We start from the raw sequence: 23760 nt of genomic DNA, 5'->3' as shown, positions 1-23760 counted from the left end.
CGCCTACCGTCGCACGATCGACCGGAGCAGCCGCAGCGCCACCGACAGGGATGCCATGTCATCACGTTCCAGCTGGTTGACCTCGACGAACATGTGCCGCGCGCGCTCCAGCATCTCAGCGTTTTGCTGCTCCCAGGTGTCGAGTCGCTCCCCGGCTTCGGCATGCTCCGAGGACGAGGACGCCTTCATCACTGAAACCGTCATGTCGGCGATGGTGGAGTAGAGGTCATCCCGCAGAGCGGCCCTGGCGAGCGCCTGCCACCGGTCCATCCGCGGAAGGGTGGTGATCCGCTCCAGCAGATTGTCGACCGCGAACCTGTCGTAGACCGCGTAGTAGACCTGGGCGATCCGGTCCACGGGCTCGTCTATCTGCTGGGCGATCAAAGCGATATCCAGCAACCCGAAGGATTCAAACTGCTCCGCCCAGTGGCGCGCGATGTCGTCCGGCAGTCCCCACTCCTCGGCCCGGGAAAACCACCGTTCAACCCGTTCCCTGTCACTGCCCCGGACGTAGTCCACCAGATGCGTGCGCAGCGGATCCATCAGCGGCTTGAACAACTCGATGTCCTCGGCCACCGAGGTTCCCTGGCCCACGTTGTTCACGAACCAGCGAACAGCCCGGTCCAACAGGCGCCGCATGTCGAGGTGGACCGCCGACCAACGGTCGGTGGGGAAACTGGGGGGGAGCTCACCGAGCGCGTTCACGAGAACATCAAGATCATAGATTTCCCGGAGCGCGACAAATGCCCGTGCGATCACCGGGCCGGACACCGATGTTTCCTCCATCACCCGGAAGGCGAAGGTGATCCCTCCCATGTTGATCATGTCGTTGGCGATCACCGTCGAGATGATCTCCCGACGCAGCGGATGGGTGTCCAGCTGGCTACCGAAACGCTCCGCCAGCTGCTTCGGGAAGTACTCGCGCAGGGTCCTGCCGAACCAGGGATCGTCGGTCAGATCGCTGCTGGTCAGGGCCTTGGTCAACTCGATCTTGACGTACGCCGCAAGAACCGACAGCTCAGGCGAGGTGAGGCCCTGACCCGATTCCACCCGGGCCCTGAGCACCTCGGTGGTGGGCAATGCCTCCAGTTCGCGGTTCAGATCGGCGTTCGTCTCAAGCCAATCCATCAACCTCTCGAAGCTCGGGCTCCATTCCACGACCCGCTGCCGGTCGTTGAGGAGCAGAACGTTCTGGTCGACGTTGTCCTTCAGGACGAGTCGGCCCACCTCATCGGTCATCGAGTGCAGAAATTCGGCGCGCTCCCCTGCCGGGAGGGCTCCGGTTCTCACCAGGCGGTCCACGAAGATCTTGATGTTGACCTCATGGTCAGAGCAGTCGACACCGGCCGAATTGTCGATCGCGTCAGTGTTCAGGACGACGCCGTGCAGCGCCGCCTCGATCCGGCCCAGTTGGGTCATCCCCAGGTTCCCACCCTCGCCCACCACGCGGGCGCGCAGCTGGTCGCCGTTCACCCGGATGGCATCGTTGGCCTTATCCCCCACCACGGCGTGGGTTTCACTCGATGCCTTCACATAGGTTCCGATGCCGCCGTTGTACAGCAGATCTACCGGAGCCGAGAGGATGGCACGAAGGAGTTCGGGCGGACTCAGGGTGGTGATCGACTCGTCGAGACCCAGGACTGAACGCACCTGGTCCGAGATGGGGACCGTCTTCGAATGGCGTGGGTAGATGCCGCCACCGGCGCTGATCAGCGATTCGTCGTAGTCTTCCCAGCTTGATCGCGGCAGGTCGAACAGCCTCGACCTCTCGGCGAAGGAAACCGCAGCATCGGGGGCCGGATCGAGGAAGATGTGGCGGTGGTCGAAAGCGGCCACGAGCCTGATGTGCTCGGAAAGGAGCATGCCGTTGCCGAACACGTCGCCACTCATGTCGCCGACGCCCACGACCGTGAACTCTTCGGACTGCGTGTCGATACCGAACTCGCTGAAGTGCCGTTTCACGGATTCCCAGGCCCCACGGGCGGTAATGCCCATCGCCTTGTGGTCGTATCCCACCGAGCCGCCGGAGGCGAACGCGTCGCCCAGCCAGAAGCCATACTCGGCCGACAGTTCGTTGGCGATGTCAGAGAACGCGGCGGTGCCCTTGTCAGCTGCGACCACCAGGTAGCTGTCGTCATTGTCATGCCGGACCACGCGGGGCGGCGGAACCACCGTCTCGCCGTCCTCGCCGGTCACCAGATTATCGGTGATGTCCAACAGCGCCCTGATGAAGGTGCGATAGCTGGACTTGCCTTCTTCCATCCACGCTGCACGGTCGACAGCAGGGTTGGGGAGTTGCTTTGCGAAGAAACCACCCTTCGCGCCGGTTGGAACAATCACCGCGTTCTTCACCGTCTGGGCTTTGACCAGTCCGAGTACTTCGGTCCGGAAATCTTCCCTGCGGTCCGACCAGCGCAGGCCGCCGCGGGCAACCTTGCCGAAGCGCAGGTGGACACCTTCCACCTGCGGCGAGTAGACCCAGATCTCGAACTTCGGCCGCGGGTAGGGTGCTCCGTCGATAGCGGACGTGTCGAGCTTGAAGCTCACATGGCGCTTGTCCTGGAAATAGTTTGTTCTGAGGGTTGCGTCGATCAGGTTATCGAAGGTGCGCAGTACCTTGTCGGCGTCAAGGGTAGGGACCTGCTCGAGTCCCGCCTCGACGGCTTCGCGTGCGCTCTCAGTGGTGGCGGTCCGGTCCTCGGCGTCAAGGTCCGGGTCGAACCTCGCCTCGAACAGGGTCACCAGGGCGCGGGCTACTGCCCCGTTGGCGAGAAGCGTATCGGCGACGAAACCGTACGAATTGGTGTTGCCCATCTGCCGCATGTACTTCGCGTAGCTGCGCAGGATCACGACCTGGCGCCAGCGCAGGTTCTCCTTCAGCACCAACCGGTCAAAGGGATCGGATTCCGAGGACCCAGCCACAGCCGCGGCGAAGGATTGCTCAAGCAGACGCCCCGTGCTCAGCGGATCGATGCCGGCCGGATATTTCAGGCCCAGGTCGTACAGGAAAAACTCCCGACCGTCGGAGCGCTCGATCTCGAACGGCCGTTCGTCGAGCACTTCCAATCCGAGGTTGTGCAGGAACGGGAGGATCTGGCTCAGGCTTTTCGGCTCCGTGAGGTAGAGCTTCAGCCGTGCGTCCTCCTCCAGGTTCTCCCCGGCACCCTCAGGGACATAGACGTGCATGACCGGCGCGGCGGGCGAGTTCGCGTCGCAGCGTTCAAACCGTTCGATGTCCTTGAGCGCGTCCTCGACCTCGTAGTCCACGCGGTAGCTCGCTGGGAAGGCTTCGGCCCACAGCCCTGACACTTCCTCGGCGGTCCGCCGGTCAAACCGGCCGCGCACCACTTCATCGATCCCCTCGGACCATGACCGGGCCGCTCCGACGAGGCGCTGTTCCAGCTCAGCTGGTTCGACCTGGGCCACCTCGGCACCGCGCGGGAGCCTGATCCGGAAGAACAGGCGCGCGAGGGCGGACTCGCTGATCCGCGCCTCGTAGTCGATGGACTCCGCCTTGAACGTCTGGCGCAGCTCTTGTTCGATCCTCAGCCGCACACCCGTGGTGTAGCGGTCGCGGGGCAAAAACACGAGCGCGGACATGAAACGCCCGTAAATGTCGGGGCGCAGGAACAGACGCGTCCGGCGCCGCTCCTGCAGTCGCAATATCCCCATTGCCGTGCTGATGAGGCCCTGCACCTCGATCTGGAACAGCTCATCGCGGGGGTAGGTTTCCAGAATGGAGAGCAGGTCCTTGCCGGAATGGGAGTCCCGCGGGAATCCGCACTGCCGCAGGACGGCGTCCACCTTGTCGCGCACGATGGGAACCCCGCGCACCGAACCGGTGTACGCGCTGGTCGCGAACAGGCCGATGAAGCGGCGTTCGCCGTTCACGTTGCCCTGCGCATCGAAGCGTTTCACGCCGATGTAGTCGAGGTAGGCGGCACGGTGCACAGTGGACCGCGAGTTCGCCTTGGTGATCACCAGGGCCCGCTTCTCGCGGGCCTTGGCTTTTCCTGCGCTGGTCAGCTGTTGGATCCGTCGCCCACCCACGGGATGCCGCAACAGCCCCAGCCCGTCTCCCTCAGCGATCCGAAGGACGTCCTGGCCGTCGTCGTCGGTGACCAGATCGTATTCCTTGAAGCCCAGGAAGGTGAAGTTTCCACCATCAAGCCAGGTGAGCAGCTCCTTCGCCTGGTCAAGGTCGGGAATGTCCTCCCCGCCCGGCACGGTGTCCAGGGAGGCGGCGATCTCGCGGACCTTGCCTCGCATGGCTGGCCAGTCCTCGACGGCGGCGCGCACATCCCTGAGGACACTGAGCAGGCCTGAGATGATTTGCTGGCGACGATCATCATCGAGGATGCGCCCCACTTCGACGGCGATCCACGACTCGATGTGCGCGGCGACGTCGCCGTCGGCAATCAGGTGGGAGACATTTGGCAGCGCGGCGGTGTCACCGCTGGAGACGCCGGCCGTGGATGGCACACGCTGCAGCCGGCGCAGCGTGGCGTCCTGGCGGTCGCGGGTGGCGATGAAGGTGGGGTGCATGACGAGCCGGATCGCTACCTGATGGCGGACCAGTTCGGCGGTGACCGAGTCGACCAGGAAGGGCATATCGTCCGTGACGATCATGACGACGCTGGCGTCCGACTGGTCGAAAATGTCTACAGCGGCTTCACCCGACGGGCGGTTCTCGGCCAATCCGCGGTGCCGGAGGGCGCGCTCCTTGAGCGCTTCAGCTGTATGTGCCTTGGCGTCCTCCTCGGCGAGATGTTCATAGTAGTGATCGATGAACTCTCCGGTAGAAGTGTCAGAACTTGACTGGTCCGTGATGCTGGATCCAGACGACATGAAAACGCCTCCATAAACGAAATTAAAGGCCGCTCCTTTGCGGCCCCTTACCCAAGAGCCTAACGCCGTTGAGGGAAAACTTCACTTCGTTGTGGCCTACTCCAACGCGGCTGCGCCGCAGTTGTTCAATCGGTACACCTGCCAGCCCGGCGATCGCGGTACGAAGGGGTGAACGGGGCGCTGATTCGAGCAGCACCGACCCTCCCAACAGCGCGGAATCGACGGCGGGGAAGTCCGCCGGCAGGAACGCATCCACCGACTGCGACGGACCGAATCGGTCCCACGCCTCCCGGAGTTGCCGTTCAGGGCCACGGCCGACCGCTGCAGCCCGCACCTTGTTCAGGACCACCCGTGGTTTCGCGGTGGGCACCGACCCTTCGAGGTCAGCCAGCGCACGAATCAACCTCGGTAGGCCGACGGCGTCCGCCGCGCCCACCGCAAGAACGGTGTCCGCTTCACTGAGGCAGCACAGCGTGGCCGCATTCCGGCGCGGTGCGACCGTGTCGAAGCTCAGTTCCTCGTCGGTTTCCAGACAGAATCCGCAGTCGATTATTGTCACATCGGCGATCGACCGCGCCAGTTCGAGCACTCTGGTCAGCGCCGCCGGCCGCAACTCGGTCCAGCGGTCGGCGCGGGTGATTCCGGTCAGGACGCCGAGGTGTGCCCCTCTCACAGCTAGGCGGGTGATGGCCCGGTTGAGTCCCGTCAGGTCCAATGATCCCTGGTCTGCCAACCGGCAGGCCTGCGCGAGACCTGCCGATTCGTCGAGCAATCCCAGGGACGCCGCGACGCTCGCTCCATAGGTATCGGCATCGATGAGCAGTACCGCCCGCCCACCCGCCGCGAGCTCGGCTGCCAGATTAACCGCGACGGTGGTCCGCCCCGGGGACCCGGCGGGACCCCAAACCGCCATCACCTCCCCCACCTGGGCAGGTGCCGACTCGTTGCCACCGGGCCCTGGTCCGGGCACTGCCCGCTCCAGGGCAAGGGCGGGATCAGCATAGGAAACACTACCGGCGCCGGGAGCGGGCCCCTCCGCTGCCAGCTGGACTGCGGCTTCCACCATCGTGGCGAGGGCCGCCGCGCCAACGTCGGCCCTCGTGTGGGCGACCCCGAGCGCGTCGAGACGGTGCCGGTCACCCTCGTCCGTCGCCAGGACCACCACCGCCACCTCGGCGTTCCGGAGCCGTTCGATCAGTGAAGCTGTCAGCTCACCGGCGTCGGTGGACAGGATCACGGCGCGGGCCAGGCCCGTCTGGCATACCGCGATCACCTCGGGCAGATCCGCGCACCACCGCACGACGGTGACAGGACCCCGAAGCTGCTCCAAACCGGTGACACACTCGCGGGCGGTCAGCCCGCAGGTCACCACCGGGATGCTCATGGTGCACCGGACGGGTTGAGGACCAGTGCGATCCGCGCCTCATTGAGGAGAGCATTCAGGAGATCCGGGAGAGCATCTTCGGCGACCAATATATGGACCAGGGTCGATCCGTTGCCCCCGCCGAGCGCCGACTCGGACACGGTGAGCTCCGATATTTCAGCTGCCTCGAGCAGCTGCGTTGGAGGCTCGACGGTACCGCCCGCGCCTTCGAACGCAACCCACACATCGACCCGGGAACCCGTCACCGTGCCGGCCGGCAGCGGGTCGTCGATGGTGAGCCCAATGGGTTTGCGGTCCAGATCATCGGCACGCCCCAAGGCTGCACGGGCCACCAACTCCCCCTCCCGCAGCACGCCCATTGCGACCGCTGCCTCCGGGATCCGCTCGTCCACGCGGAGATAGGCAGGTTCGAGTTCGCCCAGCCGGACGGCGACCACCGACAGGTCCTTGGCGGTGACTGGCCCACCGACGGGTATCTCGGTTCGGACGACATAGACATCGGTGGTGCGGTCAGCGTTTCCGACCAATGCTGTCACCGCTGCAACCGAGGCAAGGACCAGCAGCAATCCGACGAGAAGGCGCGGGTCCCGCCACGACGGTTTCCTGAGCCGGACCGGGGACTCATCGCGATCCGGAATAGTTGTCACCATGCTCTACACGGCCTCCTACAGTTTCCGGCCGCCCATTCTCCAGCCGCGACTAGTTTTGACGTGCCCTGCAATTCTCGTGCACTGCCGAGTCAAAATACATCCTCCCGAGCCAACTGATTCCAAACTGTGGATAATCCCCGTAAACCGTTCCGCGTGATGGCAAGATTGGAGTCAAATGGTTCGTCAGGCGTAGCGGTTCCCTGACAGACGGAACGAAAGGCGGTCAATCGTGGCTGAGAAGCGATTCCTGACGCTCGCCGATGTGGGCGAGGTGCTGAATATCTCGTCGTCGCAAACCTATGCGCTGGTCCGCTCCGGCGACCTACCGGCCATTCAGATTGGCGGAAGGGGCCAGTGGCGGGTGGAGTCCCAGGTCCTGGAAGAATTCATTGCCCGGGCGTACGAGAGGTCGGCGGCCGCTGTCAGGGACGGCGCGGCGGGACCTGTACGCGACGGTAGCCCCCGGTAGCCCACCCGAATCGGTGATGCCCGGTCATGAGCGCGACAATACCGCCTCGACGCTACTGAAGGGGATCAGCACCACTGACGCAACGCTGTCTGCACGCCGCAGCTCCCCCGACGGCACCGACGCGAGTTCAAAGAAATCCCGTCCCACCCGGTCAATGGTCCCATTGATGCGGGTGCCGTCCGCCGCCAGTTGAATGGTCAGCGACGTCCGGTCCCTCGCAAATGCCCTGAAAACGGAACCCAGCCCCAGCCGGGCCGTCACGGCTGAGCGCTCGGGAGCCGTGTGCCGTCCCAGCCCTTCCACCGATCCGATGGCTGCCGCGGGGATCATTGCTGGGCCGGATCCGGTCCCGAGGACCACCCACTCCGCTCCGACATGATGCACTTCACCGCCAAAGACGGTGCCACACCGGGTGCGTATCCGCACCACTGATCCTGTTTGTCCGCGGAGTCGCCCCATCAGGGGGACGGACGCCTGCTCCCGGCGTGTCCGCTCGGCGATCTCGTTTTCGACGGCGATCAGGTCGGCCGCGGCGAACTGCGATTCCAGGTCAAGAAACAGCGCATCCCATCGCACCCGGTCAGCCTAGGGGACAACAAAAGCACGGTCAAGGATAGACAGCTAGACGATCAGGGTGTACAAATTACCTAGATCTCATTAAACAAACTCAAACTGCATCAAACGTTTACATTCTTCTGAGATCAGATCAGAAGAATGGACCAGGCGAACGCAAGAAACGTCTGAACCTTCATGGACTGGACACCCTTTGAGGAGTCGAGATGGACACAGTGAAGACGTACCGACGGGACATCATCCCGGTAATCATGATCGCTTTCCTCGCCCTGGGGCTTTACCTGTCAGGGGAGGCAATCCGCGGCAACGCCAGCCGGTTCACTAGCTACCAGCGGTTGGAAGGATTGCTGGGGATAGCGGCGTCGACGGCAGGCATGGTTCTGGTCGGGTGGTGGGCGGCGGCCCTCGCGCTTGCCCTGCTCAGTGAAGGCCTCCGCCGCGGCGGGCTTGAGCGGGCTGCCCTCGTGACAGGAGCCCTCTCGCCGCAGTTTATGAAGCGACTCGCGTCAGCCGTGCTGGGGTTACAGCTGGTGGTAGGCGGTTCCGCACCAGCCTTCGCCCTTCCCATCACCGCTGGCCCCGACGCCTCCAGCCCGATGGTGCTGGCCCGGGACCAGATGGCCACCTCCGCGGCCGACCTCCCGGCAATCGAACCTCAGTGGAAACCACGTCCCGGACCGGTGGAAAACGGGCCCCTGCTGCGTGGGGAGCTGCGCCGGTCCCCTGCCCCATCAAGCCGTCCGGTGCCGGTTGTCATCGAGGTGGGACCCGGGGACTCGCTGTGGACGATCGCGGCCCGCCAGCTCGGGCCCTTCGCCACCGACGTCGAGATAGCACAGGCGTGGCCGCGATGGCATCACGAGAACCGTCAGGTGATCGGCGACAACCCTGATCTGCTCCTGCCAGGGCAGCTCCTACAAGTGCCACAGGAGCCCCGGTAGCAACCGAAGGATTATGATGACCGTCCAGGCCCAACTCTCCCGCCCCCGCAGCGCCGGATCCATCGCGACCGCCGCTGATCGAGGCAGCCCGCTACCCGCGGGTTCCGCACCCCAGGCAACACCCGAGGAGGTTGCTGCGGCAGCGCAGGTGCAGCGGATTGCCCGCTCGGTGGTGCAGGCAGCGCTCGAGGTCCTGGGCGGTTCCCGCCCCCTGCAGCAGCTTGCCGACTGGCTGGATCCGCCCAGCTACGAGCGTCTCCAGCTCCGCGCCAACCTGGTGCGGACCCTCAACCGGGCCGCAGCGGCCAGCGGTCACCCCGATCAACTCCTGCACCGCAACGTGTCGGTTCGCACGGTTCGCACCTGTCGCGTCAGTTCCTACGTCTACGAGGCTGCCGCCGTAACCTACGAGAACCACAGAGCCCGCGCCGTCGCCCTTCGGTTGGAGCGTCGACGCGGGCACTGGAAGGTGACTGCGCTGGAAATCGGGTGAGCTACTTCTTCCTGCGCTTGGCTGCCGCCCTGATTTCAGCCCGAGTCGTTCCGTTGGACTCGGCCTTGGCTGAAGAGTTCCGCTCCACGCGGGTTTCCACCTCGCCCTGCGCATTCGGGGCGGAGAAGTTCAGGGTTGCCGGCTTCTCGGGAGCATCGAGGCCCGCGGCCTTGATGGTCGGTGCCTGGACGAGGCCACGCCCATCGGTAACCCCGGGGAGACCGGTGGGCGCAGGAGCGCCCACTTCGACCTCAAGGTTGAAGAGGAAACCGATGCTTTCCTCGCGGATGGCTTCCATCATCGCCTGGAACAGGATGAACCCTTCACGCTGGTACTCGACCAGCGGGTCGCGCTGGGCCATGGCCCGCAGCCCGATCCCTTCCTTGAGGTAGTCCATCTCGTACAGGTGTTCCTGCCATTTGCGGCCGATCACTGAGAGCACCACCCGACGCTCAAGTTCGCGCATGGTCTGCTCGCCGAGCGCTTCCTCACGGGTCTGGTAGGCGAGCTTCGCGTCGGAGAGAATTTCGGCGTGCAGGAAGTCGCGGGTCACCTTCGACGGGCCGCCGGCCTCGTCCAGGACCTCGTCGATCGTGAGACTGATCGGGTACAGGGTTCGAAGGTTGGTCCAGAGCTGCTCGTAGTCCCAATCATCGCCGTGGCCCTGGGCGGTGGCTTCGTCAACCATTGCCGTCACCACGTCTTCGAGGAAGAAGGCCACCTTTTCGTGCAGGTCACCACCCTCGAGGATACGACGCCGGTCTCCGTAGATCGCCTCGCGCTGACGGTTCAGCACATCGTCGTACTTCAGGACGTTCTTGCGCTGTTCGGCGTTGCGGCCCTCCACCTGGCCCTGTGCGCTTTCAATCGCCTTGGACACCAGCTTCGATTCCAGTGCCACGTCGTCGGGCATGGTGGAGCTGTTCATGATGCGTTCAGCTGCCCCGGAGTTGAACAGGCGCATCAGGTCGTCCGTCAGGGAAAGGTAGAAGCGCGACCGTCCCGGATCCCCCTGGCGGCCGGAACGCCCGCGGAGCTGGTTATCAATTCGTCGTGACTCGTGCCGTTCGGTGCCCAGCACATAGAGGCCGCCAAGATCGCGGACCTCGTTGTGTTCGGACTCAACCGCGTTCCTGGCGGCATCCAGCGCTGAAGGCCACTGGTCTTCATAGTCCTCGGGGCTGTCGACAGGGCTCAGGCCCCGCTTTTCCAGTTCCGCGATCGCGTTGAACTCGGCGTTGCCGCCGAGCATAATGTCGGTGCCACGACCGGCCATGTTGGTGGCGACGGTGACGGCGCCCTTCCTCCCAGCCTGGGCGACGATGGCTGCCTCGCGGGAGTGGTTCTTGGCATTCAGCACCTCGTGGCGGATGCCGGCCTTCGCCAGCTGCTTCGAGAGGTACTCGCTCTTCTCCACGCTGGTGGTACCAACCAAAACCGGCTGCCCGCTCTCGTGCCGTTCAACAATGTCCTTCACGACGGCGTCGAACTTGGCAATTTCATTCTTGTAGATAAGATCGGACAGGTCGGCGCGCACCATGGGACGGTTGGTGGGGATGGGAACCACGCCGAGCTTGTAGGTGGCCATGAACTCGGCGGCCTCGGTTTCGGCCGTACCGGTCATGCCGGAGAGCTTTTCGTAGAGGCGGAAGTAGTTCTGCAGGGTCACGGTCGCGAGGGTCTGGTTCTCGGCCTTGATCTCCACACCCTCCTTGGCCTCGATGGCCTGGTGCATGCCTTCGTTGTAGCGGCGGCCAGCCAGGATACGGCCGGTGTGCTCGTCGACAATCATGACCTCACCATTGAGGACCACGTAATCCTTGTCCTTCTTGAACAGCTCCTTGGCCTTGATCGCGTTGTTCAGGAAGCCGATCAGGGGGGTGTTGGCTGATTCGTAGAGGTTCTGGATTCCGAGGTAGTCCTCAACCTTTTCGATGCCGTCCTCCAGGACGCCAACCGTGCGCTTTTTCTCGTCGACCTCGTAGTCGGTGTCCTTCTCCAATTTTCTGACCACCTTGGAGAACTCCGTGTACCACCGGTTGACGTCGCCGGAGGCCTGACCGGAGATGATCAGCGGGGTGCGTGCCTCGTCGATCAGGATGGAGTCAACCTCGTCAACGATCGCAAAGTTGTGGCCGCGCTGCACCAGTTCGGAAGCACTCCACGCCATGTTGTCGCGAAGATAGTCGAACCCGAACTCGTTGTTGGTGCCGTAGGTGACGTCGGAGTTGTACTGCTCGCGGCGGGTTGCCGGATCCTGCTTGGACAGAATGCAGCCGCAGGTCATGCCCAGGAACCGGAACACCCGTCCCATCAGCTCCGACTGGTACTCCGCCAGATAGTCGTTCGTGGTGACAATGTGGACTCCTTTGCCCGAAAGCGCGTTGAGGAACGCGGGGGCCACCGCCACCAGGGTCTTGCCCTCGCCGGTCTTCATTTCGGAGATGTTGCCCAGGTGCAGGTTGGCGCCGCCCATCAACTGGACGTCGAACTGCCGCAGCTTCAGGGTGCGGCTGGAGGCCTCCCTGACGGCCGCGAAAGCCTCGGGTAGCAGATCGTCGAGGGTCTCACCATCGGCGAAACGCTGCTTCAGCTTGTCGGCCTCGCCCCTGAGGTCGTCGTCGCTCATCTCGCGGAACTCGTCCTCCAGGACGTTGATGGCGTCAGCATAGTTCCGGAGTTTCTTCAGTGTCTTCTTATCGCCGGTGCGGAGGACTCGTTCAAGAAGTGATGGCACTGGTATTTGCTCCCAATCTAGGTGCGCCGAAATCTGGCGTGTTCAGTCTACGGGAGAGACGACTTGTCCTGTCGAGTCGGTACCCGCCCGGCCCGCTATTCGTGGCAAACTGCCAGCTTCAGGGCCGCCGCGATGTTCCCGTTCTGTTCAACCACCACCTCATGCAACCCCAGCCATGCTGCCATCAGCCTCAGTTCGGCCGCTAGTTCCGCAGCGGTGTCCGACGGCGCATCGGGCTCGGCGTGGCTCCCACGCACCAGGAGCCGCCCGGTCGCCCGGTCGGCCTTCAGATCGATCCGCGCGGCCATCGTCTCCCGCAGCAGAAACGGCAGCACATAGTAGCCGTACCGCCGTTTTTCAGCAGGGGTGTAGATCTCCAGGCGGTAGTCGAACCCGAACAGTGCCGACAACCGGCGTCGTTCGAAGACCATCGAATCAAAGGGGCTGAGCAGCGCCCTTCCCTCGGCTCTTCGTGGGAGCACCGATCCGACATGGCGGAAAGCTGGTTTACCCCACCCCGAAATCGTGACCCGGCTGAGTGTCCCGCGGGCAACCAGCGTCTCGACCGCCGTCTCGCTCGCCGTCAGCGGCAGGCGGAAATAGTCGGCCAAGCACCTCAGCGTCCCCACCCCCTGGGCGCGGGCCGCACGCTCGATGAGCACCAGCTGAGCCTCGGCGGGATCCACCTCCATCACCGCCGCCTGTGGATCCGGCAACACCCGTGACGAAAGCCCGTAACGGCGTTCAAAGGACGGGGTTCGCCCGGCCGAGGATACCTGCCCCCGCTCGAACATGTCCTCCAGCACCCGCTTCACCGAATTCCAGTTCCACCCCCACTGGTCAGCGCTGCGGATCTCTTCGTGACCAAGCCTTAGCTGTAGCTGCCCGGCGGTAAGGGGGCGACTGACGGCGAGCACCTCAAGGATCCGCTCCCGCAGGGATTCCCTGAGCCCCTCAGGCACTGAGCTCGCCCCCACCCAACGCCGCTCCTGGAGCGGCCGCAGATAGGGGAATAGTTCGGGGCGAATGAAACTGGCTTCGTGTGCCCAGTACTCGACCATCCGACGGGGATGTTTGCCAGCCAGGCGGTCCAGCTGGTCGCGGTCATAGTTGCCCAGCCGGGAGAAATGCGGAAGATAGTGGCTGCGGGCGAGCACATTGACAGAATCGATCTGGAGCAACTGCAGGCGGTCAAAGGTAAGGCCCACCTGCCGCGCCGTAGCGGGGCCGGTGGGCCTTACGTTAGCCAGTCCCTGGGCGCCGAGTGCTATGCGCCGGGCCTGCGACTGGGTGAGAACACTGGTCATACCCTGACACTAACCGTGTCCTCCCCCGCTGGCTAAGCGGAAGCGGCTGCTTCCCTCGCCCGGTAGGCGAGCAGCTCCTCGCGCGGATCCTCTGTCCCCTCAGCGCACTTGGCGTCCAGGGTGATGACACCGTAGGTCCAGCCCTGCCGGCGGTACGCCACCGACGGCGCGCCCGTCGCCGAATCGATGAAGAGGTAAAAGTCGTGTCCCACCAGCTCCATGTTGTCGACGGCGTCCTCGAGCGCCATGGGGGTCCCCGAGAAGACCTTTCGGCGAATCAGTACCGGCGAGTCTCCCGCGGGTATGTCATTCTCGGTTTCGTAGCCATCGACCACTGTCTTCTCAATGTCAGGCTCGGCATCGGCGGACTGCACCTCAAGGTACAGCGGCGCGGTGGTGCTGGCGGGTTCAAGATCAGCTGTGGCCTCACGGACAGCCAGGGGGGTGTGGCGTCCGTGGTGCACTTTCCGGCGGTCTCTGGCCCGGCGGAGTCGCTCCAGCAGTTTGCTGTATGCGAGGTCGAAGGCTGCAAATTTGTCTGCCGCTGATGCCTCAGCTCGGATCACCGGGCCCTTACAGAGGACGGTGAGTTCGACGGTGAGCGCGCTGTCCGCGTTCCGGGCATTGGGCTCCTTGGTGACTTTCGCCTCAAGCCGCTGCACCTTATCGCCGAGCTGCTCGATCTTATCGACCTTCTCTTCGGCGTACTCACGAAAACGGTCCGAAACTGACAGATTTCGACCACTGATCAAAAACTCCATGGTGCCCTCCAAAATCGCTTAGGTGACACAACAGCGGCCGGGGAGTCGTGCTTCCAGCCGCTGTCGACGGGTACCTGTCTTCGTCAAGATACCCATACCTCACGTTAGTTCACCCAGCCCCGATATTCCTACCTTCAGAGGGGTTTATTTCGACTACGTTTCACCGGGAGCGGGACGGCGCCGGTGTGGCAGCGACAACGGCCGCCCCAGCCACGATTGCTCCGGCGTGTCGCAGGACCCGCGTCACTTCGGCGATGGTGGCCCCCGTGGTCAGGACGTCGTCGATTACCAGGCAGACGGCTCCGGGCGGTAGACAGCGGCCCGGCCTCAACGCCATGGTGGCATGGACATTGGTCCGCCGTTGGGAGCCGCCCAGACCCTTCTGGCTGACCGGCCTGGCGCGGCTGGCGAGAACGGACGGTCCCCCGGTCAAAGCACCACGGTAGACCACCAGGGCAGCGACATGACACCCTGCCGGCAGCTCACCCCTCCGGTCCAGGCCTGCAAGCAGGAGGCCAAGCGGATCGTAGCCGCGACGACGCATCGACGCGCCCCTCGATGGCACAGGCACCAACAAAATCATGCCCTGTTCACCACGCTTCCGGATCCCATGGACAGCTGTTTGCAGGGCGCCCGCGAGCGCTGCCTGCAGGGGCCGCCCGACGTCGGTGCGGCGGCGATTCTTGTAGGACAGGAGCAACCGGGACACGGTGCCCCGGTAGTGCCCCGCTGCGGTCACCGGCAGGACGTCAATATCAGTGGGATCGCCCGGCCCACCCTCGTAGCCTTCAGCTGCAGGCAGGGCGTCCGCTCCCCCGTCGGCACGGAAGGGGCGGACCGTCGCCGCCCGGACTCTCGCTAGACACTCGGGGCACAGCGTCACCGCGGGCGAGGTGCAGGCGGCACATTCGGTGGGAAGGACCAGAGACCAGAAGTCCCGGCCGGCACCGAGTAGCCGAACCGTCGTCGGACGCTGCAGGACACCATCGAGCCAGACGGCGACGGCGGCCAGCCGTGTCACTCTCCGCTGGTGCCAATGCATAACCTCTACTGTGGCGATGCACCACGGCCGGCGGTCGTACCGGGCAGTGGATGTGGATAACCCCAGCGCCAGTCGGGAGCAGCCGGCTGGCCCGATGGCTGAAGGTTAGCCAGGAAACGCCGGGTCGGCGACACCTTCCACCGGCTGGTCGGACCAGGTGTCGCCCACCCGGTTCCGGACCCCCTCGGGGGTGCCAGCAAAAATGGCCGTCGGGCCGGTGCCGGCGCTGATGTGGATGATCCCCTCGAGGGGGGCCAGAGCCTCGGAGCTCCCATCGAGGCCGAGGAACTCCGGGATCACCTGGGCCTCGGCTGACGTTTCCGCGACGATTACTAGATCCTCACTGACCCACTTGGCGGTATTGACCGGCCCACTGGCAAAGAGTTCCCGCGGGGTGGTGAGGGACTGCGGCGTTCGGTCGTTGTTGCGGATGATCCCGGCCAGCAGTACCCGGCTGACCCCGTCCTGCTCAGTCACGACCAGGGCCCGTGAGCCGTCCCGGGAGACCCTGAGTTCGAGGACTGCGACATCGGCCAGCCACGGCGCAATCACGGTGACCGCGCTGTCCTGGGTTCCGCCGGGGGGCACCGCGGTGACGGTGCCGCCCTGCCCGTCTGCGCCGGTACTGGCTGTCCAGACCCAGTTGTCGGGGTCGAAGCTCGGAGCGGTCAACGACCGGCCGGTGGCAGCGATGAGGACTTCCCGTTCGGGCCCCGTGGTGTGGAGCCGGGTGCGGTTCCCATTAAGAAACGCAAAGTCCGTTCCGGTCAGCGACATCGCCGGGTCCTGCGGATCCAGGCTGGCAACCGTCGGCACGGCTCCGATGGGCACTGTCTGGTCCGCCTGATAAAGGAACAGCTCATTACCCGACACCACGATCTGTTCGTTGCCGACGGGTAAATCACCAGTCGGAACAATGAGATCCGGGTGCGGAACGTCTTCGCCCAGGTCCACCGGCTGACCGACGGTCATCTGCACCGAGTTGACGGTGTTGAGCCCGGCGAGATTGGCCCGCAACTGCTGTTGCATTTGCTGGCGGACCAGGTCGCTGGTGTCCTGCAGAATGTCGGCCGATAGGTCCACGGTCGCGGTACCCGAAACGATTGGCACCGACTCGACCCCGAGAGTGGTGCTTTCGGGGAACGCGCTGGTCACCGAACCCTGCAGATAGGGCGCGGGTCCCTCAAGCATTGCTTCCACAATATTTGCGGCAATAGCGGTGCGGTTCACGAACCACCTGACGTCGGGTACCCAGTGCTCGAAGGAGCTGCTGTAGAAGTACAGACTGTAGGTCTTCAGCAACAGGTCGGCCTCGTCTGACGCGATCATGATGCCGTTGGGGATCGAAGTGATGCGCCACTGCCCGTCGGCGTCCAGCACCATTTCGGCGGTGACTGACTCGGTGGTGGTGGCTGCCGCGCTGGTCCGGATGCCTTCGGCGTCGATCGTCCCTTCCACTTCAAGCTGGATCTGGAAAACCCCCTCGACGGGGGTCGCTGAAATCTGCGGACTGGCGTTGTAGACAAGGATCCGTTCCTCGGGCTGCCATTGCTCGGCGAACTCTTCGGTGAGGTAATCCCTGGCTATTTCATAATCCCCCGCTGCGCCCCGGCCAGCGGTAATGAAGGATTCCAGCAGCGCCCCCGGCTCAGCGTCTTCGGTGGGGCCCAGCGGGTTAAAGATGAGCGGTTCCGCGGCATCGGACCCGTCGTCGGCGGCGATAACCCCTACCGGACCGGACGTGGGGATCGACGAGCAGCCGGTGATGACCAGCAGGAGGGGCAGCAGCACCAGCATCAGGGACCGGGTCAGGTGTCGTCTCTCAGCGGGCATCGAAAGAGTCCTTCACCATCGTGTGCAGTTTAGGCAGCGACTCGGGCGTGGTTCCGACCGGTGGCCTTTCCGGCACTCCACCCTTACGAGGGGGAAGCGGGAGGGGAGAGACCTTAAGCACGGAGTCGCGCAGCTTGGGCAGGGTCAGGCGGAAGCAGGCGCCCTTGCCCGGTGAGCCCCATGCCTGCAGCCACGCGCCATGCAGGTGGGCGTCCTCGGTCGCGATGGACAGTCCCAGCCCGCTGCCCCCGGTGGTCCGGGCGCGCGCCGGGTCAGCCCGCCAGAACCTGTCAAAGACCCGGGAGGCCTCCAGCGGGGTCATCCCGATGCCATAGTCCCGGACCGCCACGGCGACGGCGTCGGGGTTGGAGGCAATGTAGATCACGACCGGCTTCCCGTCGCCATGCTCCAGCGCGTTGACCACGAGGTTTCGCAGGATCCGGTCGATCCGTCGTGGGTCCACCTCGACGATGCACTCGGTTTCGCGCGAGATGATGGTCAGCTCGGAACCACAGGCATCGGCGAGGGGCTGGGCCCCGTCGATAACGTGCCGGACCATCTGGAAGATGTCGATCGATTCCGGCTCAAGCACCGCGGCGCCAGCGTCGAACCGCGAGATTTCCAGCAGGTCGGCAAGCAGGGCCTGGAACCGCTCCACCTGGTTGTACAGGATCTCCGCCGAACGCCGGTTAATGGGGTCGAAGTTCGCGCGGGCGTCGTGCAGCACCTCCGCGGCCATCCGGACGGTGGTCAAGGGTGTGCGCAGCTCGTGCGAAACATCCGAGACGAAGCGCTGCTGCATCTGGGACAGTTGGGCGAGCTGGGTGATCTGGTCCTGCAGGCTCTCGGCCATGTGATTGAACGAAGCCCCCAGCCGGGCCACCTCGTCCTCGCCCTTGACGTCCATCCGTTCCTGCAGATGTCCGGACGCGAGCTTCTCGGACACCACTGCCGCGTGGCTGACCGGTCCCACCACGCTGCGGGTGACAAACCAGGCGATGGCCCCGATGGTGACCAGTAGGAGGGTGCCGGCAATCCAGATCACCCCGTGAATGTAATCCAGGGTTGCCTGCATCGACGACAGATCGTAGATCAGGTACAGCGCGTACTCGGTTTGCGCGGGCGGCAGGGTTACTTTGGTGCCGAATGCCAGACCTGGCACACGTTCCCCGGTGTCGGACTTGATGGAGGTGGCGGACCAGTACTGGTCATCGCCGTTCCTGACGGTGTCAACCATGGTCTGCGGGATGGCACTGGACTCCAGCAGGCCGTCGCTGCCGAAGGGGGCCATGTAGACGTCAGTGGTCTGGTCTGGAACGATCGCCAGGACATAGCGGCGGGCAGCGTCCGCGCCGCCACCCTCCAGGCTGGGGAGGGTGTCCCGCACCAGCTGGGTGGTGGATTCCCGGTCCGTGGTGGAGGCGCTGCTAAAAATCGCTTCCACTTCGGTCAGCCCGTTGCTGGACTCGGCACGGAACTGCTCAAACCGCTCCTCGTACAACCCCGTAGCAATCTGGTTGGAAAGGAACGCGCCGACGGCCGCGAAGGCCAGCGCAGTGAGCAGCAGGGTGGACACCACGGTGCGGAACTGCAGCGAGCGGCGCCACTGCAGGGCCGTCCGTGACAGCCCTCGCCGGATCAGGGCCCAGGTCTGGGAGGCCATCTCCGACAGCCGGTCCCGAACCGTGGCTGAAGCGCGCTCCAACTTACCCCTGTCCTGCCTTGTATCCGACGCCGCGGACCGTCAGCACAATCTCGGGTGCCTCCGGGTCGCGTTCAATCTTCGACCGCAGCCGCTGCACATGAACGTTAACGAGCCGGGTATCCGCAGCGTGCCGGTAGCCCCAGACCTGCTCCAGCAACAGTTCACGGGTGAAGACCTGCCATGGTTTGCGTGCCAGCGCCACGAGCAAGTCGAACTCCAGCGGTGTCAGCGAAATACGGTCGCCCGCACGGACCACCGAGTGGCCTGCAACGTCAATGGTGACCTCGCCGATCCGCAGTGTTTCCGGGGCCTTCTGATCCCCTGGCCGGAGCCGGGCCCGGACCCGGGCCACCAGTTCGGCCGGCTTGAAGGGCTTGGGAACGTAGTCATCAGCCCCGGATTCTAGGCCCCGCACAATGTCGGACGTGTCGGATTTTGCCGTCAGCATGACAATAGGCAGGTCCGACTCGTTGCGGATCTGCCGGCATACCTCAATCCCGTCGATCCCGGGCAGCATCAGATCGAGCAGCACCAGGTCGGGTTTGGAGCTCCTGAAGATTTCCAACGCCTGGGAACCGTCGGCGCAGAACACCGGGTCGAACCCGTCGTTGCGCAGTACGATGCCGATCATCTCAGCCAGAGCTTCGTCGTCGTCGACGACCAGAATGCGTGCCTTCATATCTCCATAGTCCCCCATTGCGGCGGCAATGTTGTACTGGCGAGGACTCTCCGCGCGCCCCACCGTGAGGAGAGTTCCCTCAACCCCCCTCCTTTATAACTATAGTTTTAGGAAACGGGTTCACGAGTGGAACGATCGTTCCGGGGGGACAGGATGAGCAACAATCCGCACGACAGTGAACCAGGTGACCAGGCGCGGGACAACGCGCCCGACGGTCAGCTGCCGCCGACCTCTGGCCCACAGCCCCAATGGGGCCAGAACACTCAATGGGGTGGACAGCCCCAGTGGGGCCAGCAACCCGGTACCGGGCAGGGTGGACAGCCTCAGTGGGGCGCGTCAGCGCCCTGGCAGGGCGTTCCGCATGGCCAGTTCCGCGGCTACCAGGCTCCGCCCAAGCCGGGAATCATCCCACTACGTCCCCTGGGCCTGGGAGAAATCCTCGATGGAGCGTTCCAGGCATGCCGCAAGAACCCTCTAGCGACCTTCGGCACGGCGATCCTCTTCCAGGTCGTCATTTCCGTGCTGACCCTGCTGCTCACCGTCGGGCTGGTCGGGTCACTTGCCCAGCTGGATCCAAACAACCCCTCAGTGGATCAAGTGACCGGCCTTGCGGCATCCGCAATTTCGGTGGGCACCGCGCTCGTGGTCCTGAGCAGCGTGGGGGTGCTCATCCTCCAGGGGGTCCTGGTCATCCCTATCGCGCGGGCAGTGCTGAACGAGCGAACCAGCTTCGTACAGCTGTGGAAGCTGGCTGCCCGGCGCATCCTCCCGCTGCTCGGACTCGGGTTCCTGCTGCTGCTGATCATTGTCGTCGGCCTGGGTCTCCTGGTGGTGATCGCCGTCCTGCTGGCCACAGCCCTGGGCCAGGATTCCATCTGGCTCATCGTGCTCGGGTTCCTGACCTCGCTGGCCGCAATCGTGTGGCTCAGCATCAAGTTCGTGCTCGCCCCGGCCGTGCTGATGCTGGAAGGGGCCGGACCAATCACCTCACTGCGCCGGTCCTGGACCCTGACCGGCCGTAACTGGTGGCGCACGTTCGGGATCCTGATCCTCACCAGCATCATCGTCTCGATCATCACGTCGGTGATTTCCACCCCGCTGAGCCTGCTCGCAACCCAGTTCGTGTCCTTCAGCGACTCTCCCACGGAACTTGGCGAGGAACTGATGAGTTCGCTGCCCGTCCTGATTCTGGCCCAGCTGATCACCGCGGTGTTCGGCGCCATCGGCTACGCCTTCCAGGCTGGCGTGACCGCCCTCCTTTACGTGGACCTGCGCATCAGGCGTGAGGGATTCGACGTCGTCCTGCTGCGCGAACACGAGGAAGCCACCGCTGGCAGATTCACCTCCATCCCGGGCCAGTCCGCCAACCCCGGCGGCCAGCAGTTCGGCCACCAGCCGGGCAACCCGCCCGCCAATGGCGCCTGAGCCAGGGCACCCCCACGATGCCAACCCCACCAGTGCCCGCTGTCATGCCCCTCACCGGTCATAGCCCGGTGGTGCCCGACGACGACGAGGCGCGCCGGTGGCTGGTCGACGAACTGGCCAAAGGGCCCTATCAGGAGGCTGAGCCGAACATCATTGAGCGGCTCATCGCCGCCATCCTCGAGTGGTTGGGCTCGCTTCTCGCGGGACTACGGCCACTGGAGGCTGGTCCAGGCACACTGCTGCTCGCCCTGGGTGCGGCGATTGTCATTGCAGCGGCCGTCTGGTTGGTCCGTCCGCGCCTCAATGCCCGGCGCAAGGTGGACGGGGTCGGGGTGTTCGCCGGTGATACCGTCCGCACCGCGCTCGAACACCGACAGCTCGCAGACAGCGCTGCCTCCTCGAAGGATTGGGACACCGCGCTGACCGAGCGGCTCCGCGCCGTGATCCGATCGGCTGAGGAACGGGGAATCGTCGACAGCCAGCCCGGTCGCACTGCAGGCGAAACCGCTGTGCAACTCCGGGCTGCGTTCGGCCCGACAGCTGAGGAAACCAGCTGGCTCGCCAACCGGTTCAACGAGGTCCACTACGGCAGCCAGGCTGCCGATGCGTCGGACTACCAGCGCGCCACCGCCATCGATGATCTGCTGACCGCCACCCCACCCGCCCTGCAACGGCACACACCCGAACTGATGGCCCCCCGCTGATGATTGAGCAGGAAACTCACGACGTCGCGACCGAGGTTCTGAGCGACGGCGGCAGCGCCGCCCGGACCGCTCACACCCGGTTCCGCCAGCTCGCCCCCTGGCTGGCCCTCGGGCTCCTCCTGGTCCTGGTTGTGGCGCTCGGATTCTTCGGCCGGTCGGGGCAGGACGGAGCTGCCCTCTCGCCGGTCAACCCGGCACCGGCCGGTGCGATGGCACTCGCCGAGGTGCTCGCCGACCGCGGCGTCGAGGTAGTACAGGCCGAATCCCTGGAAGCCGCCGAGGACGCTCTCAGCAACGAAGCCACCCTATTACTCCACGACCCCGACTCCTGGTTGAGCGCCGACCAGCTGGGACAGCTCAGCGGGGTCGCCGACCGGCTGGTCCTCGTCGAACCCACCACCATCATGCTGTCCGAGCTTGCCCCCACCATTCGTCAGGCAGGCTTGATCCCCGCGGCCGAGGCGGACGGGGCGCTTCCGGCGGCCTGCCAGGTGACGGATGCCAACGCTGCCGCTGCCATCACGGCCGGAGGCTTCGCCTACCGGGGGGACCTGATCTGTTTCCCACCGGCCTCGGCCCAGGGTGGTCCGCCGTCGGGATCCTATGCCGCAACGGCAGGGCAGGACATCGTGGCGCTGGGCAACGGCGCCATCCTCAGCAACGAGTCAATCGACCGGGAAGGGAATGCGGCGCTGGCGCTGCGTACCCTGGGCAATAACCCGGTGCTCGTCTGGTACCAGCCCACCCCCGCGGACCTCGCCCCGGCCGATGCACTGGTCGACCCGCTGAACCTGTTGCCCGAATGGGTGAACCCGGTGATGCTCTGGCTCCTCGCCACGGGGCTGCTGGCAGTGCTGTGGCGTGGGCGGAGGCTGGGCCCGCTGGTGACCGAGCCCCTGCCCGTGGTGGTTCGTGCCGCCGAGACCGCCGAAGGACGGGCCCGCCTTTACCAGGATTCCTCCTCACTGGATCGCGCAGCCGCAAATCTGCGTGCCGCTACCCTCATCCGTCTTGCCTCACGGCTTCGCCTGCCAGCGACCAGTTCGGTGGCCGAGGTGGTGGACGCGGCCGCGCGGCACTCGGGCCGGACTCCCGCGGATCTTGACAGGCTGCTACGCACCGATGCACCCGCCTCCAACGCGCACCTGGTGCGTTGGAGCCAAGACCTTGACTCCCTAGAGAAAGAGATCGACGCGAGATGAGCCACCAGTTCCCCAACCACCACGACTCACCGGTTGCAACCGACGGGCGGGCCCCGGAGCGCCAGGCCCTGCTGAATGTGCGTGCCGAGGTGGCCAAGGTGATCGTCGGCCAGGACGCCGCAGTGACCGGGATGCTGATTGCCCTCCTGGCCAACGGTCACGTCCTGCTGGAAGGGGTACCCGGTGTCGCAAAAACCCTGCTGGTCCGGACCCTTTCGGCGGCCCTCAGCCTGGACACGAAGCGCGTACAGTTCACCCCCGACCTCATGCCCGGTGACGTTACCGGCTCCCTGATCTACGAAGCCCAGAACTCGAAGTTCACCTTCCGTGAGGGACCAGTTTTCACGAATATCCTGCTGGCCGACGAAATCAACCGGACGCCTCCCAAAACCCAGGCATCGCTGCTCGAAGCCATGGAGGAACGCCAGGTGTCGGTGGACGGGGTGTCGCGTGCCCTGCCCGATCCGTTCATCGTCGCCGCCACCCAGAATCCGGTGGAGTACGAGGGAACCTATCCGCTGCCGGAGGCCCAGCTGGACCGTTTTCTGTTGAAGCTCACCCTGTCGGTGCCAGACCGGGAGGACGAGATCGAGGTGATCCGCCGTCACAGCATAGGATTCGACCCCCGGCAGCTCGCGGCAGCAGGGGTCAGCGCCGTCGCCTCCGCAACGGACCTGGCGAGTGCCCGCCGGTCGGTGGCAGCCGTGGCGATCGCCCCCGAGGTGATCGCCTACATTGTGGACGTGGTGCGGGCCACCCGCACCGCCCCATCCTTCCAGCTGGGGGTGTCTCCCCGGGGTGCCACTGCCCTGCTGAACACCGCCCGGGCGTGGGCCTGGCTTTCGGGACGGACATTCGTCACCCCCGACGACGTCAAGGCGCTCACCCTCCCTGCGTTGCGGCACCGTGTGTCGATGCGCCCCGAGGCACTGATGGACGGCGTCGAAGTGGACGACGTCCTGATGAGTATCCTCGCTACCGTTCCCGTCCCCCGCTAAGGTTCCGGC

General features: G+C 64.9%; 18 protein-coding genes. 7 read left to right on the top strand and 11 right to left on the bottom strand.

What is annotated here, in order from left to right:
• Positions 1-3 precede the first annotated feature (3 nt).
• Genes IWX64_RS03000 through IWX64_RS02990 form a run of 3 tightly spaced genes read right to left on the bottom strand, consistent with a single transcriptional unit; the run spans position 4 to position 6882 of the window.
• The gene (locus IWX64_RS03000) at positions 4-4848 is read right to left on the bottom strand and encodes an NAD-glutamate dehydrogenase (RefSeq protein ID WP_196865687.1); all 4845 of its coding nucleotides are present in this window, start codon (positions 4846-4848) and stop codon (positions 4-6) included.
• A gap of 22 nt (positions 4849-4870) precedes the next feature.
• Entirely contained in the window at positions 4871-6232 is a 1362-nt protein-coding gene (locus IWX64_RS02995; protein WP_196865686.1) for an AAA family ATPase, read from the bottom strand.
• Positions 6229-6882, bottom strand: a complete 654-nt coding sequence (locus tag IWX64_RS02990) for a hypothetical protein (protein ID WP_196865685.1) — start codon at positions 6880-6882, stop codon at positions 6229-6231. The genes IWX64_RS02995 and IWX64_RS02990 overlap by 4 nt, the downstream gene beginning before the upstream one ends.
• A 229-nt stretch (positions 6883-7111) precedes the next feature.
• On the opposite strand from IWX64_RS02990, the gene IWX64_RS02985 reads away from it, so the two are divergent.
• Positions 7112-7351 (top strand): helix-turn-helix domain-containing protein, encoded by a 240-nt coding sequence (locus IWX64_RS02985; protein WP_196865684.1) that lies wholly within the window; start codon positions 7112-7114, stop codon positions 7349-7351.
• A 24-nt stretch (positions 7352-7375) separates the two neighbouring features.
• On the opposite strand, the gene IWX64_RS02980 is transcribed toward IWX64_RS02985, so the two are convergent.
• Positions 7376-7927, bottom strand: a complete 552-nt coding sequence (locus IWX64_RS02980; protein WP_196865683.1) for a hypothetical protein — start codon at positions 7925-7927, stop codon at positions 7376-7378.
• A gap of 203 nt (positions 7928-8130) precedes the next feature.
• On the opposite strand from IWX64_RS02980, the gene IWX64_RS02975 reads away from it, so the two are divergent.
• Together IWX64_RS02975 and IWX64_RS02970 are read left to right on the top strand one after the other, a co-directional pair.
• Positions 8131-8865: a LysM peptidoglycan-binding domain-containing protein gene (locus tag IWX64_RS02975; protein WP_196865682.1), complete on the top strand. Its 735-nt coding sequence runs from the start codon at positions 8131-8133 to the stop codon at positions 8863-8865.
• Positions 8866-8878: 13 nt separating this feature from the next.
• Positions 8879-9358 carry an Rv3235 family protein gene (locus IWX64_RS02970; protein WP_334683133.1) on the top strand — a complete coding sequence of 160 codons (480 nt, stop codon included), beginning with the start codon at positions 8879-8881 and terminating at the stop codon, positions 9356-9358.
• Between the two features lies 1 nt (position 9359).
• Here the strand turns inward: IWX64_RS02970 and secA are convergent, their stop codons facing one another.
• The 7 genes from secA to mtrA form a co-directional block, all read right to left on the bottom strand.
• Positions 9360-12095, bottom strand: a complete 2736-nt coding sequence (secA, locus tag IWX64_RS02965; protein ID WP_196865681.1) for a preprotein translocase subunit SecA — start codon at positions 12093-12095, stop codon at positions 9360-9362.
• 95 nt (positions 12096-12190) lie between these two features.
• Positions 12191-13402, bottom strand: a complete 1212-nt coding sequence (locus IWX64_RS02960; RefSeq protein WP_196865680.1) for a winged helix-turn-helix domain-containing protein — start codon at positions 13400-13402, stop codon at positions 12191-12193.
• Positions 13403-13434: 32 nt separating this feature from the next.
• The gene (hpf, locus tag IWX64_RS02955; protein ID WP_196865679.1) at positions 13435-14163 is read right to left on the bottom strand and encodes a ribosome hibernation-promoting factor, HPF/YfiA family; all 729 of its coding nucleotides are present in this window, start codon (positions 14161-14163) and stop codon (positions 13435-13437) included.
• Between the two features lie 160 nt (positions 14164-14323).
• The gene (locus IWX64_RS02950) at positions 14324-15205 is read right to left on the bottom strand and encodes a ComF family protein (protein WP_196865678.1); all 882 of its coding nucleotides are present in this window, start codon (positions 15203-15205) and stop codon (positions 14324-14326) included.
• 105 nt (positions 15206-15310) lie between these two features.
• On the bottom strand, positions 15311-17038 hold the full coding sequence (locus tag IWX64_RS02945; RefSeq protein WP_196865677.1) for an LpqB family beta-propeller domain-containing protein: 1728 nt from the start codon (positions 17036-17038) through the stop codon (positions 15311-15313).
• The gene (gene mtrB, locus IWX64_RS02940) at positions 17028-18701 is read right to left on the bottom strand and encodes an MtrAB system histidine kinase MtrB (RefSeq protein WP_196865676.1); all 1674 of its coding nucleotides are present in this window, start codon (positions 18699-18701) and stop codon (positions 17028-17030) included. Before mtrB ends, IWX64_RS02945 begins: the two co-directional genes overlap by 11 nt.
• Before the next feature lie 43 nt (positions 18702-18744).
• Positions 18745-19422, bottom strand: a complete 678-nt coding sequence (gene mtrA, locus IWX64_RS02935; RefSeq protein WP_171584106.1) for an MtrAB system response regulator MtrA — start codon at positions 19420-19422, stop codon at positions 18745-18747.
• Between the two features lie 153 nt (positions 19423-19575).
• On the opposite strand from mtrA, the gene IWX64_RS02930 reads away from it, so the two are divergent.
• From IWX64_RS02930 to IWX64_RS02915, 4 genes are read left to right on the top strand one after another with little or no spacing between them, the layout of a single operon-like run.
• Positions 19576-20847, top strand: a complete 1272-nt coding sequence (locus tag IWX64_RS02930) for a DUF7847 domain-containing protein (RefSeq protein WP_196865675.1) — start codon at positions 19576-19578, stop codon at positions 20845-20847.
• Positions 20848-20864: 17 nt separating this feature from the next.
• Complete coding sequence (locus IWX64_RS02925) at positions 20865-21551, top strand: DUF4129 domain-containing protein (protein WP_196865674.1); 687 nt, start codon at positions 20865-20867, stop codon at positions 21549-21551.
• On the top strand, positions 21551-22753 hold the full coding sequence (locus IWX64_RS02920) for a DUF4350 domain-containing protein (protein WP_196865673.1): 1203 nt from the start codon (positions 21551-21553) through the stop codon (positions 22751-22753). Before IWX64_RS02925 ends, IWX64_RS02920 begins: the two co-directional genes overlap by 1 nt.
• Positions 22750-23751 carry an AAA family ATPase gene (locus tag IWX64_RS02915; protein WP_196865672.1) on the top strand — a complete coding sequence of 334 codons (1002 nt, stop codon included), beginning with the start codon at positions 22750-22752 and terminating at the stop codon, positions 23749-23751. The genes IWX64_RS02920 and IWX64_RS02915 overlap by 4 nt, the downstream gene beginning before the upstream one ends.
• Positions 23752-23760: the final 9 nt, after the last annotated feature.

The organism is Arthrobacter sp. CAN_A212 (genome assembly GCF_015752345.1).
GTDB lineage: Bacteria > Actinomycetota > Actinomycetes > Actinomycetales > Micrococcaceae > Arthrobacter_D.
The sequence above is the reverse complement of the archived record's forward strand: the minus strand, read 5'-3'. Positions and strand labels throughout refer to the sequence as shown.

Bases quoted from the DNA above. Each gene is read 5' to 3' on its own strand.
- IWX64_RS02950 (WP_196865678.1), bottom strand. From the start codon at position 15,205: ATGCATTGGCACCAGCGGAGAGTGACACGGCTGGCCGCCGTCGCCGTC.
- IWX64_RS02960 (WP_196865680.1), bottom strand. From the start codon at position 13,402: ATGACCAGTGTTCTCACCCAGTCGCAGGCCCGGCGCATAGCACTCGGC.
- IWX64_RS02995 (WP_196865686.1), bottom strand. From the start codon at position 6,232: ATGAGCATCCCGGTGGTGACCTGCGGGCTGACCGCCCGCGAGTGTGTC.
- IWX64_RS02915 (WP_196865672.1), top strand. From the start codon at position 22,750: ATGAGCCACCAGTTCCCCAACCACCACGACTCACCGGTTGCAACCGAC.
- IWX64_RS02920 (WP_196865673.1), top strand. From the start codon at position 21,551: ATGATTGAGCAGGAAACTCACGACGTCGCGACCGAGGTTCTGAGCGAC.
- mtrA (WP_171584106.1), bottom strand. From the start codon at position 19,422: ATGAAGGCACGCATTCTGGTCGTCGACGACGACGAAGCTCTGGCTGAG.
- IWX64_RS02990 (WP_196865685.1), bottom strand. From the start codon at position 6,882: ATGGTGACAACTATTCCGGATCGCGATGAGTCCCCGGTCCGGCTCAGG.
- IWX64_RS03000 (WP_196865687.1), bottom strand. From the start codon at position 4,848: ATGTCGTCTGGATCCAGCATCACGGACCAGTCAAGTTCTGACACTTCT.
- IWX64_RS02945 (WP_196865677.1), bottom strand. From the start codon at position 17,038: ATGCCCGCTGAGAGACGACACCTGACCCGGTCCCTGATGCTGGTGCTG.
- IWX64_RS02930 (WP_196865675.1), top strand. From the start codon at position 19,576: ATGAGCAACAATCCGCACGACAGTGAACCAGGTGACCAGGCGCGGGAC.
- hpf (WP_196865679.1), bottom strand. From the start codon at position 14,163: ATGGAGTTTTTGATCAGTGGTCGAAATCTGTCAGTTTCGGACCGTTTT.
- mtrB (WP_196865676.1), bottom strand. From the start codon at position 18,701: ATGGCCTCCCAGACCTGGGCCCTGATCCGGCGAGGGCTGTCACGGACG.
- IWX64_RS02925 (WP_196865674.1), top strand. From the start codon at position 20,865: ATGCCAACCCCACCAGTGCCCGCTGTCATGCCCCTCACCGGTCATAGC.
- IWX64_RS02970 (WP_334683133.1), top strand. From the start codon at position 8,879: ATGATGACCGTCCAGGCCCAACTCTCCCGCCCCCGCAGCGCCGGATCC.
- IWX64_RS02975 (WP_196865682.1), top strand. From the start codon at position 8,131: ATGGACACAGTGAAGACGTACCGACGGGACATCATCCCGGTAATCATG.